Origin of the sequence: Flavobacterium sp. RSP46, assembly GCF_003984825.1 — a bacterium.
Classification (GTDB): Bacteria; Bacteroidota; Bacteroidia; order Flavobacteriales; family Flavobacteriaceae; genus Flavobacterium.
Genome location: NZ_RYDM01000001.1, coordinates 164724 through 179473, shown reverse-complemented (window position 1 = coordinate 179473; position 14750 = coordinate 164724). Strand labels below are relative to the sequence as shown.

Here is a 14750-nt window from a genome sequence, read left to right as displayed (position 1 = left end):
TGGTACAGCATCTACATTTATGTTGTTATGAAAAAAAATTTTACAGTTTTATTTATCTTTATTTTTACAATCTCATCTGCTCAAAACGAAAGCGTTTATGTGTCAATTGGCAAACCTTGGTTTCCTGATAAAGAAAGCAACTTAAATAATTTTTCACTAGGTTTAAATTATCAAAATAGATTTTCTCAGTCTTTTGCATTTGATTTGTATTTAGAATACAATCAAAGTAATGATTTTCCTCGTTTTTTTGATGATGCAACAGCAGTCGATAATTATTTAATGGATCAAACCTACTCAGGTGTATATTTTAATTCGCTTTGGTCAAAAATAAATACTGTTACTGTAGGAACTAAGATAGATTATCTATTTGTTAATAATGATCGGTTTTTATTTAATTTTAATTTAGGTGCTGGCTATTTGTTTTCATATTCTAGAGCGCATGATGTAAAAAATTGGACTTATGATTTTAATAATGGACAGATACTTACTTATGAAAATGGAACCACTTCAGGTAATTTAAATACTTTTTATTATACCTTAGGATTACAATTTCAATGTACATTTTATAAGAATTACTTTGTTGGTATCAGTCCGTACTATTTAATGCCTATTGGCGAAAAAAAAATTAACTCAATTCCGGTGTATCCTAACCACTATAACCTTACTTTAAATATTGGTAAAAGATTCTAATTATCATAAAATTATTTTTAGAAAAATGATTCAATAAAACATTCATTAAAATTAAAAAACAGTTACTTATAAAATCTAATCCTATGAAAAATAGACTACTATTAACTATATTTTTTCTTTCAACTTCTTTATTTGCTCAAGAAAACAAAGAACAAAAAATTGAAATTTCGTTCTCTTATGGTCTATCCTACATCGAGTACTCCAAATCCTTTTTAGATGATCCCGTACCTTTTGAATTGCCAAATATTGGCTCGTTTTATGAAATAAATTTTGATTTTAAATTACCTAAAGACCGCTACATTGGATTAGGTTATTCTAGGTTACAGCATGCAAAAAATATAGATGATGGTGTAATACTTACTTCAACCAATACTGGTTTGGTTTTACAAAACTATAGAAACATTCATACCAAAGACTTTTATGATGTTCATTTTAGAACCGTTTTTAAAAACAATTTGCAGTTTACGCTTGGAGCATACTATTTTATTGAAAATATGAACAGAAGCGATATTACTAATATTGATAACAATACTGTGTTTGTGTTAATAAACGAAAAAAATCGAGCAGACAATTTGGGTTTATTTGGATCTTTAGAATATTATTTCAAACTCAATAGTTATGCTGAACTTGGTTTAAAAAGCAAGTTGTATTATTCATTAAATGGTGTTGAAACCATAGCTATATTACCTACTTTAAGAGTAAAATTATAACGTAATGATTGTTACTTGTTATGTAGCAAATCGAATAGAAATGTTCAGTAATTTTGCTATTTTCCAACATAAAAAATGATGGTGCTAAAGTCAATTTTTAAAGGATGCTTACAATGTTTGGGAAGGTACTGCATCAGAGGGTTGGCAAAGAGACAACATCTATTATGGATTGACTCCTAGCAAGCAAAAAGGAGCAATTAGTGGTGGGAAGTATAGAGAATACATAACCTCTTTCAAAATGTCGGGAAATGATGCACAAGGAGCATTTAATACTATTTCAAACACAGATGACCCAAAACAAGTAACTGATTATAGACTCAATAGCTCCTCCGGATGGACAGACGGACAATTTGAATTTATGATTTATTGCTTTTATGGATCAAAAGCATCAAACACTGGTGAATCAGATAAAAAAGGCTTTTTTGCTAAACCGTCTGATTTATTTGAATTAAAACATGAAGCATACAGCAGATTTAATTGGCCTTTCAAAAAAACTTACATTCGTACAACTATAATTGGCTTAAAAACTATAAATTTTTTGAATAATAATTACGGTACAGTGTTAGAATTTCAAACGTGGGATTTAAATAGATTTTCAAATGAATGGAAATTTTCTTTTGAAGAAGTAGATGATCCATTAATAATTGAAACTAAACAATCAATAAGCTCAAAATTCAATGCTAACTTTTCTACCGAATTAAGCGGGACAATTTTTGAGGTTGTTAAAGTGAACACGAAATATGGAGCGTCAATTGAAGAATCAAAATCAAATGATTATATCGTCAAAAGAACAACGAAAAGCAACAATTTATTCGACTCTGTAATTCCTTTTTACGATAATGTAGTAAATAAAAATCCTAATACTGGGCAATTTGCTACAAGAACATATTATACTGGTAAAGTAGAGTTTCAAGTAAGACCAATTCAAGTTCAATGGTAGGCACAAAAAAAAACATATCCACCTACGGTAAGTACTGTAGGTGGTTTTTAATAAAAGCAAATAGTTTGCTTTTATTCCTTTTTATAGCATCTTGTGAAAGAGAAGAAGTTCTTAAAGAAGAAGTTGTGAATTCTCTAAATATTAAAATTGACAATGAACAGTTAAATTTAATAAATAGTCGCATCGGCTCCAACGAAAGTTGTGAAAGTTTATTTTTTAGTTGTAGCTATCAAAACAATAAAAATCCAGGTTTTAGAATTGAATTCTCGCTATTGAAAAATGGTACGTTAAAAAATATTACACTTTTTGACTATAGAAATCAAAATGCACATTTTGAATCTGCCGATTTTAACCCTAAAGGCTTAATGACAATATCAAATTTCAACTACGATGAAACAAAAAAGTACCTTCATTTTGATTTTAAAGGATATCTATTAGAACAATCTTACTATGATGAATTAGACATTGATAAAAAAAGAAAATATATCGAAGGGTCGGTAACTAGTAATAATGTAAGAACTACCGAGTGCCCATATACTTTTACAAATATGAATTTTAAAGGAACTGCTTTAAGTTTTTTTACCGCATTTCATTTTGGCGAATATGATCCGAAACTATTAAATAATCCATATCAAATGTACTTTTACACAGATAACGGATTTAGAGCTTTAATTAAATCTAAAATTAAATTGCCAAATTTAGCAGTAGGCACGTATAAATTTGACCAAAATACAATAGAGAACAGAATTGATTTTGATCAATATGTTGGCATATTTAGAGCTACCCAGTTATTGTGGATTAGAGATATTGATTGGAAAAAATACCAAACAGCTGGCAGTTACACAATTCTTGAGCATACAACTATAAATGAAGAAAAAGTAACTAGAGGCGAAATGAATCTGCAAGTTTATAATAAAGGCGCTTTGATTCACAATATTACAAATGGTAAATTTGTTGTCACTGATTTTTAACTAAAACATTCTATTGTATTATAGAGCAAAAGGGCTTAACTCAAAAGTCAATCCCAATTTTTAATGCCTTCTGAGCTCCTGAGTTTTATAAAACCGATACAAATGGTCGTATATCAGGAGCTCATATTGTCGTTGGCGGGAGGTAAACTGACGATTAACCATCATGTGAATATGGCTGCTTAAAAAATCAAAAAGAGGAATCTCCAACTGACTTTTTATGTTGGAACTTAACAAAGCAATTTCTGATATTTTAGTTTCTATGAAGGGAGTTAATACTTCAAATGGCAAGTCCGTTTTGCCTAGTAGCAAGGCAGTAATTTCTACTTCACGCTTGCGGTATTGGGTATCTAGTCCCTTATTTGTGGCCGCATCGGCATTAAATTCTTTTTTAAAATTCATTTGTAACCGGCGCATCAATTCATGTTTTTCAGACATTGATAACTGAAAACTTTCTAAAAAATGATGAATTGTAAACAGTCCAAACAATAGCTGTGCTGCTACCTCAAAATTGGATTTATGCTTTAAATAGGCTACAATCAACTCACTATGATACCCAAACAAAGTCTCAGAATCTACCATGGTAGCCTCTCCGTACCGCTCCAATTCTCTCTTATAAGTATCCGTTTGTACTTTCCAAACTAAATGGTTGACCAATAACTTCTCAAAAACAGGATGGAATGAACTGATAATGGTAGCTATTGCTTCTGGTTTGGTTACTAAAAAACGAAGACGAAGATGCGAATCAGGATCGTTATACCGAATAAAAAACCATTTGGCAATTATCTTTTCCTTTTGTAAATCTAAAATTAAGGGATACAACTTTTCAGATAATATAAGATCTGCTGTTTTTACTCCAGTGTATATTTTATAATACAGCCATTCACTTCCTATGCAAAAATCCCTTTTCATACTTTACAATTGGTCTTTATAATAGGATAGAATGAACTGATTGGCAAAATTTTCACCTTTTGCGTTTTTCACCACAGATTCCTCTGTAAATAGAAATTCTTCTAAAGTGATTTTAACATGATTTACAACTGATTTCAAAAATAATTGAATCCCTATATTTGTCTCAAAATCAAGTAACAATGTGTTGTCAAAATGAGCCCAATTTACAAGACTAGGAATGCTTCGTTGTTTTCTCCAAATCGAAAAAGCTTCAAATAATAGAATGCCATCCATTTTATAAAAAGGCATAATTTCAGTTTTACTTACGATCCATTTTGATTTTGAAAGTAGTACTCCGTTATATTCAACCCTTGGAAAAAAATCATAATGCGTTTCTAAAACACCCCAACTGAAACTGTAAATAGGCTTTACATCTTGCGACTGTAAATCACATAAAAAATGATAAACAGGCAGCGATTTAGTAACATAATTATGGGCATTTGACAAACAAGGAATAACTTCTTTATTGTGTTTCTTAGATCGCAAAATAATTTTGTTGTTGCGTATCGAAATCATTAAATCATTTAAGTCAATCGTGTAGTCTTTAGTTGCTGCCGAATTAGCCAAATAGGCAATTTCAAATGCTCTTAAAACAGGTCTTCTTAATATATTACCAGTTCTTGATTCCGGAATATGAACAATCTCTGCTAAAATTTTATCAGAATGATAGGTCGCTTCTTTGGCTACAACTTCATTGGTTAAATTGAAAATAGCATCATTTCCATTACAAAAACGCCCTAATAGTTTGGCGGCACTAACATCCCCCGAAGATTCAATTGATATGATTTCTTTTTCTTGATGCAATGCAATTTCAATCATTACCGAGAAAGTAGCTGGTGCATTATTCCAACTAGGATCAAAATCCGGAAAATCCTTTTCAGAAAGCGATACTGCTTCTTCATTTTTAAGAATACATTGCTGAAGTTTCTTCTCCATTATAAAATCATAAGCCGTCCAAGGTTCGAGGATTGTTTCTTGAACTTTACTTTTAAAAGAAAAATGCTCCAAAATCTCATGCGTATCATTCATTTCAGAATTTTGAAGATACCCAATTCCCGTTTCAGTATCTAAAACAGTTGTCAAAGGCATTTCTCTTGATTCATTTCTTTGTGTGAATGCTTTTATAAAATTAGTATGGTTTTCAGACTTCTTTTGCTTTTGAATTCCGTTTAAAAAACGAACCGCTTGGAAGACTTTATTTTGTGAACTAGTACTCAAAGTATTTACGGAAGCGGTCGTATTTAAATCAGTTTGAAAAAGATATTTTTCATCAAACTCCACACCTGTTTTCTCAATTAAATCCTGTATCGCTTCATAGTCTTTTTCAGAAGGAACAAGCGTTTGGTCTAATACTAAAAATTGAGTTCTTATACTTTGCAAAAGTTGAGAATCTTTTTTTAAGTTCGGAATTTTATCGATGATAGAAAAAACGCGTCCCCATTCATCACTACCTGTAACTGTTGCATCCAATTCACTTACAAGAAACTGAAAATCGATAAGCTGATTAATATATTCTAAAGCTTCTGCGGTTTCAGAATCATCATCGGCAAGAAGACAAACCATTTCATCAACAGTCATCCCTGATGTTGCTTTAAGCACTAATTCACTTAAAAGGGCTGTTTTTCGCAATGCTGAAATGGTATGGACTCTTTTTGTTTTTACATAGTTGTAATCAACATAGCGGTAAAAATCCCCAAGAGCATAGATCGAATTATTAGGATAATATTTAAGATAAGGTATAACTTCTTCTCTTTTAGCAAATTCTCGTAATAATGCCACCCAAAATTGCATGTCAAATTGTGTAAAACGACTAAAATTTTCAGTTGAATTGAGTATAATGTTCGTTTCAGAAGCTATTTTTCCAACTGAACAACCCGCAAATAACCCGAAAGGAGTACAACGAGTTGATATTCGCGCAATGTATTTCAGTAAACTAAGCTGCAAACTCTCCCTTTTTTTAGGTGATACACTGGAAGGATCAGCTTTCCATTTTTTTAAAGCTGTTAGTAGTTCCGGTGAAGCCATACGAATGGCTTCTCTAACATAAGGGTTTTCAAACTGCAGCAATAAGGCCTCTTCGGAATAATTTTCCAATAAATCAAAATAGAAAGGCAATGGAAATAAAGGGGTTCTTAAAACATAGTGCGAGAAAGGACGAACTTGATAGTGGTGCATTATCGTTTCTTTTTACTCACTTTCTCAGCGAGTTGCATCGCGTTATAGACATTTAATACTTTTCCTGATTTAGATAATTCACTAAATTTGATTTTTTTGCCCTCTCCACCAGGGACCAAAACGTCTAAATCGTAAGCCGTTCCTGATTCTAGAATAATTTGTTTAACCTCCTTAGCTGTTAGTTTAGGATAATACGACCATATTAAAGCCGCTGTTCCAGAAACCATGGGTGCTGCAAGTGAAGTACCTGAATCATAGCCATAACTATTGCCTGCGGTTGTGGTATAAATTTTATCTCCAGGAGCAAATAAATCTACATTCTTCTTGCCGTAATTTGAATAAGAGGCCACAAAAGTACTGTCTGCTTTTGCAGTAGTGGCGCCTACATTGATAAAATTATCTACGACTTCTTTTGCATCATCCTTAAATTCTGTATCTGACGGATAATAAGGGTTTTCGTCAATATTGAATTTATTGTTACCCGCAGAATGTACAATCAATACATCCCTTTTCATTGCATACTTTAATGCTTCTATTACCAATTCTTTATATAAAGAAAATTCTTTACCAAATGACATATTGATAACCTTTGCACCATTATCTACTGCATAATATATCGCATTAGCTATATCCTGATCGTATTCATCACCTGATGCCGAAATTACTAACGGCATTATCTTGAAATTATTTTTTGCAATCATCGATACAATACCTGATACCTTAGTTGAATGATTATGCGTAGATCTTTTGCCTGCCTTGTTTTCTGAGATAGTCGCATTTCCATATCCTTTACTAACTAAATAAGGATTGCCTTTAATATATATTCTTTCATCAAAATTTACATTTAGATTTCTGTTGACTATCGAATCTATTCGAACCCTTGTATCTAAAGCTTCCTCAATTGTATTCTCTCCTGCTTGCAATCTTGACTTTATAAAACCTATCATTGCACCAATATCATAATCCTTGTCTTCACGTCTTTGTTTAAAAGTTTTATCATTAATTTTATGCTTGAGATACAAACTATCTAATTCCTTGATTGAATACTTTTCATTAGGAAAATATCTTTTTAAGCTATCTTTTGCTATTTGATAATTATCAACAATGTATTGTTGTGATTTTAACCAGTTGTCATAAGCTCCAAATTGCTTGTTATAAGTGTTGATTATACGTTTATATTCATCACCGCCTAGGTTTTGAATAGTTAATTGAGGATTAGAATTAGCGTTCAAAATTTTCAAAAATCTTACAAATTCAAAATTAACCCAAACTAAATAACCATTATCTCTTGTTCCTATAAAATTCCAACCATTAATATCGTCTACATAGCCATTTTTATCGTCATCTATACCGTTAGAAGGAATTTCATGTTTATTGAACCAAATATTATTCTTTAAATATTCATGATTAGTATCTAATGGAGTGTCAATTATAGCAACCACAACATTATTGTTTCGAACTTTACTTTTAGATGTTTTTTTGACTTGAATAAAATCAATGATAAAAGCATTTTGATCTTTATTGACTTTATGAAACCAATTTAAAGAATCTAAACTTCGCCAACCAGAGCTAATTGATTCATTTTTTAAAACATAAACTCCATTTTTTTTTGTGGCACAACTTAAAATTATACAGACTAAAAAAATTAAATAAATATTTTTCATTTTTTTAAGTTAAAGTTATTGGGAGGAGGCATTAAAGAGTCAGTTACAGTTTCAATGTCACCAGTCAATTTTAAAAAACCACCATTTATTAAATGTAAGTTATCCAATTGAGCTACTTTCATTTTTTCTAAATTGAACTTTGATTGCGTTTTTGTTTGTTTTTTTTCTGTTTTCATGTGATAAAATTATTTATTTATTATACAAGTTGCAAAAGTAAAAGCTTGGCCTGATAATAGCTAAAAAAAATTAAAAGTTATTGGCGGAATTCCGTGAATTCCGATAGCGCTATATAAAATAATTAACTGAAAACGAAATAGTTATGAATATTTTTCATTTTCTAGTGCTTTTAGAAAAAAAGTAGGCTTAATCTTGTTTTTCTTATAAAAAGCCGCAGCAAAAGCTTCGGCAGAATTGAATCCAAACTCCTTCGCTAAAAAAGGCATGGTGTAATTTCGTAATTTCGTTTGGGCTTGCAATTGGTCAACCGCATGTGTAATTCTCAAATCGTTAATATAATGCACAAACGTTTTTCCTTTATGTTCATTAATAACATTAGACAAATATTTTGTATTTGTATTTAACTGCAAAGCTACTTTTTGAATGGTAATCGTATTCTCTAAATATCCCTTATTGCGTTCAAAGTAGACTAACTTCTCTAATAATTGCTCCACAACCTCTATTGCTATACCTCGTGATTCTTGTGATTTACTTTCTTGTTTAAAATCATCTTCCTTTTTTATAGCACCAGAAGGCTGAAAATCAACTGATGTAGGACGAATAATTGCTTCAAATCGTTTTTGATATTGTTTTTTTGAATAAAATTGGTAGCCTATTAAGCCTCCAATACCTACTATTAGAATCAAAATCCATATAAAATATCTAGATTCATTGTTTTGCAAGGATTGTACAAGGGATTCTTTTTCTGCAAGTAAACGAGGAGTGTCATATTCTTTGACTAAAACTTTATTTAAATGCTTATAGTTTCTTTGTAATATGCTATCAATACTCATAAACTTATTCAAGAATTTTAATTGATTTTCTTTGTCTCCAGTTTTTTTGTAATATTCAATTAAATAGGAATACCCACTTATAAACTCTGGTGTAATTCTTTTATTTAATAAATACATGGAATCTACTTTGATAAAATTTTGAATCGCTTTCTTTTCACTACTCATACCAGCGTACGACTTTCCTAAATAAAAATAAGACGCCAGTATATTACCAAAATTTTTATCTAATATTATTTGAGGCAATGCCTTATTTATACTATCTAAAGATGCTTTGTAATTTTTCTTTAACATTTCATTTGCACCTTCATTTAAAATAAAATATGGTATATAAAACTTATCGTTGGTTATAATCGATTCTTTGTACCCTAATTTGTTATAAAAACTAGCAGAGTCTAAATTCTTTAATGATTTGTGCGCATCGGCAATCACAAATAAAAGATTGTGATAATCGCTACTGTATTTTAAAGATGATATGTCTTTTTTTCTTATGTAACTTAAACATTCACGATATAGTAGCAATGCCTCCTCTACTTCACCTAATTCCTCTGACCTTAAAACACCAATTGACCGCTTGATATAAAAATTTAAATCTTCATTATTGTCTTTAGCATATTTTTCTGCTTTGAAATAATTAGCTAAAGCCTTGCTATACTTAAATTGCATTCTTAACTCATATGCCTTTCTAGAATAAGACAATGCTGGAAAATTATAATCATTTTGATTAGTTGAATAGGCAATAGATGAATCAAGGTATTGTATTGCTTTATTTCCTTTGTATAATGTTGATAAAAGATAAAAACCCCGTGAAAGACTTAAATTATTTTTTCTAGAATAAGATTTAGAAATGATTTCCGAAATAAATGTTTTCTTATTATTATCACTTTTCTGTAAAATAAACTCTTTTTTTAAATCTTCATACGAATCTTTTCCGATAAATTTATCAGCCGTTTGCGCCAATAAACAATAAGGAAACAGTATTAAAAGCACTATTTTAATAAAACGTTGGTTAGTCATTACAGTAGATTTTGCACAAAAATACAGCAACATCACTAAAATAATCTTAAAAATAATGATTTTTTTACATTATTTAAATAGCATATTTTCAGTGATTTATAAAATACAATTTGTGGAATTCCGTGAATTCAGTATCGGAATTCAGGAATTCCGATAACAACAGTTTGCTTAGAACCTCTTCTTACTCTAGTTTTGGCACAAAGAAAGTGAAAGCGTTTGGAGTAAGACGTTACTTTTAAATGTAGATTACTTTCCTAAATCAATTGGCCAATTACAAGGGAATAATTCAGCTGTACTGTAACCCTTTCAAAAAAAACAGAGCATGAGGTTTTATGTAAAGGTATTTGTTCCTCAAAAAACAAAGCATAAGGGAATAATTCAGCTGTACTGTAACCCTTTCAAAAAAAACAGAGCAAGGAGTTTGAAAGCTATGGTCTCTAAAAAAAACCAAGCACAAAAGTTCTCGAGAAACTTTTTATTGAAATGAAATGTGTAATTTTAAAAACTTAAAAAATGAATTTAGATAATTTGAATTTAGTGGAGCTTAATGCTCAAGAAGTTAAAGGAACAGAAGGTGGGTTTATACCTCTTCTAATATGGGGAATAGCAATATCTGCTGAAACTGTAGCTACTGCATTTTGGGTAGGAGTTGGTGTAGGTGCAGCAGTTGCTCAAGGACAAAAATAATGTTAAATATCAAAAAATTAAAATATGAATTTAGAAGCGTTGAATTTAAAGGAAATTAGTATCCAAGAGTCCAAAGAGACTGAAGGAGGTTATCTTGCTCCAGCAGTGATAGCCGTGGCTGCTGCAGGGGCTACAGTTGTTGGCGTTGTTGTTGTAGGTGCTTTAGTTGGATATGGCGTCTATAAATTTGTAGACTGGGCAACATCATAAAATTAACACAATGACTTATCATAAAATAATGCAATACTTAGCTCCTTATTGGTTTAAGATATTTATCATAGGTATTGCTTTAGGAGCGTTAATTGCTCATATTCAAAAGTTAAAAAATAACTTTTAAATCAAGATTTTTATTGTGAGACTGCCTATTTTATTAGGCAGTCTTTTTAGTATTGAAATAGTAATCAGTTAAAGGAAATTTGTTTGTTGGATTGCAGGTTCTCCATGTTTTTATTATCTATACAAACGTGTCTTATAAATTCACTAAAAAAAATGAACTTCAGTCAAGATCCCATAAACACTCTCGAAAACCTTATCGCAAAAAACAAAACCAAGAGTATTTCTATTTACTTGGTCTTGATTCTGGCTATACTTATTTTTCTGGCACTATTGCCTGTCATCAAAATAGACATTAGCAGTCAGAGTCGCGGTATCGTGCGAAGTACTACTGACAATGTTCCAGTAAGTAGCTTAGTGAATGGCAAAGTAACTTTTATAAAAATAAAGAATAACCAAGTAGTGCAACAAGGAGATACCCTGATTGCCATTACCCAAGAAAATTTAAATACCGAGAAAGCCAATAATCAAGTGACGGCGGCTACTATTCAGGATCAAATTCATGATTTAACTCAAGTTACACAAGGCAGGGCTACGGGTTTTAAAACACTTGCTATGCAGCAAGAGTGGCAGAGTTACAATAATAAAAGAGAGGAATTGCAAAGCAAAATTGCCCAATCAAAAATAGTATATGACCGAAACAAACAGTTGCATGATAAGGGCATAATTGCCAAAGCTGAATTTGAGAAATATAGTTTTGATTATACGTATGCTCAGCAAGCACTTTCTGGTTTAGAAAAAAACCAACGTAGCCTTTGGCAAAACAGCAAACGAGAGCTACAAATGCAACTTCAAAACCTAAACGGCACCCTAGAAAAAATAAAAGTAGAAGCGCAAAACTATTATATAACAGCACCATTATCTGGAACTATAGAAAATTTCTCAGGAATTCAAGCTGGTTCTTTCTTGAACGCCTCTCAACCTATAGCCTCTATTTCGGCAATAGATCAATTGATTGTAGAAAGCACCGTTTCACCAAACGATATAGGTTTAATTAGAAAAAATCAAAAGGTGAAATTTCAACTCGATGCTTTCAATTACAACCAATGGGGTTTGCTAGAAGGAAAAGTAATCGATATTGACCGTAATATTACCATTCAAGGGGAACAAGCTTTTTTTAAAGTACGATGCGCACTGAATACTACCGCAATGCAATTGCAATCCGGTTACAAAACCCAAATTACAAAAGGAATGACCCTAACCACACGATACATCATTACAAGAAGAAGCTTATTTGATTTATTGTTTGACAAAGTCGATGATTGGCTCAACCCAAAACAAATTGCATCCAAATCTTAAACTGGTAAAATTTTATAAAATAATTTATACTCTCTGAGAAAATTCTAAAGTCTTTTTTCTATCATCTATACTCTTATAATGGCTTCAATAAAAATAAAACAACATGATATTAAAGATTGTGGTGCTGCTTGTCTCGCTTCTATTGGCAATCATTACAAAGTTAATCTGCCTATAGCGCGCATTCGTCAATTTGCGAATACCGATAAAAGAGGTACCAATGTGCTGGGGATAATTGAAGCTGCCGAAAAAATGGGTTTTTCTGCCAAGGGAGTAAAAGGAGGCATAGATGCTATTGATAAAATTCCGCTCCCTGCTATTGCTCACATTATAGTAAAAGAACAATTGCATCATTATGTGGTGATTTATAAAGTTGAATCCTCCCCTAACCCCTCCAAAGGAGGGGGAACCATAACGGTAATGGATCCCGCTTTTGGCAAAATGGAAACCTATACGTATGAAGAATTTCAAAAAATCTGGACTGGTGTACTGATTCTTTTTGCACCGAATGATGATTTCAAGGAATATAACGAAAAAGTTACTCCATTAAAACGCTTTTGGGATTTGGTACAGCCACATAAAACCATTTTAATTCAGGCTTTGGCGGGTGCCATACTTTTTACCGTTTTAGGATTGGCCATGTCCATCTACATTCAAAAAATTACCGATTATGTTTTGGTTGAAGGCAACAGAAACTTACTCAATTTGCTGAGTGTTTCCATGATTTTTATCATCATATTGCAAGCCTACATCGGTTCTCAAAAGAGTGTTTTTGTTATGAAAACGGGGCAATTGATTGATGCCAAATTAATTTTAGGATACTATAAACATTTACTCCATCTTCCGCAACGTTTTTTTGACACGATGCAAGTTGGAGAAATCACATCCCGGATTGGCGATGCGGTAAAAATTAGATCTTTTATCAATGAAGTGGCGATTGATATGATTGTAAATATCTTCATTGTGATTTTTTCCTTTACCTTGATGTTTACCTATTATTGGAAATTGGCCTTGGTGATTCTGCTGGTGATTCCATTTTATGGAGCTATTTATTTTATTTTAAATAAGTTCAATAAAAAAGTGGAACGCGTTATCATGGAGAATGCTGCGGAATTGCAAACGCAATTAGTCGAGAGTATTACCCATATTAGAACGGTTAAAGAATTTGGAATTGAAGAATTTTCAAATTTAAAAACAGAAAACAAGTTTGTTAAATTACTTTTTACTGGCTACAAATCTGGACTAAATGGTCTTTTTGCTGGGACTTCAACGCAGTTCTTGGCCTCTATATTTACAGTAATACTTATGTGGATAGGTTCTGGTTATGTAATTGACAGAGCTATAACTCCAGGTGAATTGTTTTCATTCTATGCATTAATTGGCTATTTTACCTCACCAGTAGCATCATTAATTGGGATGAATAAAACCGCTCAAAATGCCTTAATTGCCGCAGATCGTCTATTTGAGATAATGGATTTAGAACGAGAAGAGACAGAAAATAAAGTCGAATTACAAAGAGAAAACATAGGAGATATAAAATTCGAAAATGTAACGTTTCGTTATGGCTCTCGAACAGAAGTTTTCAAAAATTTTAATGCGGTTTTCAAGAAAAATGAAACCACAGCTATCGTTGGCGAAAGCGGAAGTGGTAAAACGACACTGATTTCACTGTTGCAAAACTTATATCCCATAAAAGAAGGAAAAATTTATATTGGAGAATATGATTCTCAATTCATACATTATCAGAGTTTACGGAATTGCATTGGTGTCATTCCGCAACAGCTCAATCTGTTTTCGGGAAATATTATCGAAAACATTGCTTTAGGCGATTCATTTCCAAATATTCAACGCATTTTAGATTTGTCCAAACAATTGGGAATTACAGAGTTTGTGGAGAAATTGCCCAATGGTTTTGAAACTCAAATTGGAGAAAATGGCGCCATGCTCTCTGGAGGACAAAAACAACGTATTGCTATAGCAAGAGCCTTGTACAAAAACCCGGAAGTGTTATTAATGGATGAAGCCACTTCTTCATTAGATACTAACTCGGAACACATTGTAAAAGAAGTGATTGATAATTTTAAATCTCAGGGAAAAACAGTTATTGTCATAGCCCATCGATTGAGTACTATAGCTAATGCAGATACTATTTTGGTAATGGAAAATGGCACTATCGTGGAGTCCGGAAATCATGTCGCATTATTAGAACAAAAAGGAAAGTACTACGATTTATGGAATAAACAAGGATTGGTATAAGAAAAAAAAGATTATTAAACAATTCCCTTAGAAACAAAAAAAGAGTCACGCATAGC

Annotated in this window: 13 protein-coding genes; 8 read left to right on the top strand and 5 right to left on the bottom strand. The window is 31.7% G+C overall.

All coding sequences use genetic code 11. The annotated features are described in order from the left end of the window. Window positions 1-27 precede the first annotated feature (27 nt). The 4 genes from EKM01_RS00810 (at window position 28) to EKM01_RS00795 (ending at window position 3311) form a co-directional block, all read left to right on the top strand. The gene (locus tag EKM01_RS00810) at window positions 28-690 is read left to right on the top strand and encodes a hypothetical protein (RefSeq protein ID WP_091259556.1); all 663 of its coding nucleotides are present in this window, start codon (window positions 28-30) and stop codon (window positions 688-690) included. Window positions 691-773: 83 nt separating this feature from the next. Continuing rightward, the gene (locus EKM01_RS00805) at window positions 774-1400 is read left to right on the top strand and encodes a hypothetical protein (protein ID WP_126457799.1); all 627 of its coding nucleotides are present in this window, start codon (window positions 774-776) and stop codon (window positions 1398-1400) included. Window positions 1401-1569: 169 nt separating this feature from the next. Then, a complete protein-coding gene (locus EKM01_RS00800; RefSeq protein ID WP_126552889.1) occupies window positions 1570-2340 on the top strand; it encodes a hypothetical protein in 771 nt (256 codons plus the stop codon). Next, on the top strand, window positions 2334-3311 hold the full coding sequence (locus EKM01_RS00795; protein ID WP_126457795.1) for a hypothetical protein: 978 nt from the start codon (window positions 2334-2336) through the stop codon (window positions 3309-3311). Before EKM01_RS00800 ends, EKM01_RS00795 begins: the two co-directional genes overlap by 7 nt. A 60-nt stretch (window positions 3312-3371) precedes the next feature. Here EKM01_RS00795 and EKM01_RS00790 read toward each other — a convergent pair whose 3' ends face one another. From EKM01_RS00790 to EKM01_RS00770, 5 genes are all read right to left on the bottom strand, one after another. Then, the gene (locus EKM01_RS00790; protein WP_126457793.1) at window positions 3372-4220 is read right to left on the bottom strand and encodes a thiopeptide-type bacteriocin biosynthesis protein; all 849 of its coding nucleotides are present in this window, start codon (window positions 4218-4220) and stop codon (window positions 3372-3374) included. A gap of 3 nt (window positions 4221-4223) precedes the next feature. After that, window positions 4224-6434, bottom strand: a complete 2211-nt coding sequence (locus EKM01_RS00785; RefSeq protein ID WP_126457792.1) for a lantibiotic dehydratase family protein — start codon at window positions 6432-6434, stop codon at window positions 4224-4226. Continuing rightward, entirely contained in the window at window positions 6434-8098 is a 1665-nt protein-coding gene (locus EKM01_RS00780; RefSeq protein ID WP_126457791.1) for a S8 family serine peptidase, read from the bottom strand. Before EKM01_RS00780 ends, EKM01_RS00785 begins: the two co-directional genes overlap by 1 nt. After that, window positions 8095-8274 carry a hypothetical protein gene (locus EKM01_RS00775; RefSeq protein WP_126457790.1) on the bottom strand — a complete coding sequence of 60 codons (180 nt, stop codon included), beginning with the start codon at window positions 8272-8274 and terminating at the stop codon, window positions 8095-8097. Before EKM01_RS00775 ends, EKM01_RS00780 begins: the two co-directional genes overlap by 4 nt. A 141-nt stretch (window positions 8275-8415) precedes the next feature. Further along, on the bottom strand, window positions 8416-10122 hold the full coding sequence (locus tag EKM01_RS00770) for an AraC family transcriptional regulator (RefSeq protein WP_158614838.1): 1707 nt from the start codon (window positions 10120-10122) through the stop codon (window positions 8416-8418). Between the two features lie 513 nt (window positions 10123-10635). Between EKM01_RS00770 and EKM01_RS14685 the strand changes: the two genes are divergently transcribed. From EKM01_RS14685 to EKM01_RS00750, 4 genes are all read left to right on the top strand, one after another. Continuing rightward, window positions 10636-10809, top strand: coding sequence for a bacteriocin (locus tag EKM01_RS14685; RefSeq protein ID WP_231507447.1), 174 nt, complete (start codon window positions 10636-10638; stop codon window positions 10807-10809). A gap of 24 nt (window positions 10810-10833) precedes the next feature. Beyond that, window positions 10834-11019: a hypothetical protein gene (locus EKM01_RS14610; RefSeq protein WP_091259184.1), complete on the top strand. Its 186-nt coding sequence runs from the start codon at window positions 10834-10836 to the stop codon at window positions 11017-11019. A gap of 279 nt (window positions 11020-11298) precedes the next feature. Further along, window positions 11299-12441: an HlyD family secretion protein gene (locus EKM01_RS00755; protein WP_199736771.1), complete on the top strand. Its 1143-nt coding sequence runs from the start codon at window positions 11299-11301 to the stop codon at window positions 12439-12441. A gap of 78 nt (window positions 12442-12519) precedes the next feature. Next, entirely contained in the window at window positions 12520-14694 is a 2175-nt protein-coding gene (locus tag EKM01_RS00750; RefSeq protein ID WP_126766261.1) for a peptidase domain-containing ABC transporter, read from the top strand. Window positions 14695-14750 lie beyond the last annotated feature (56 nt).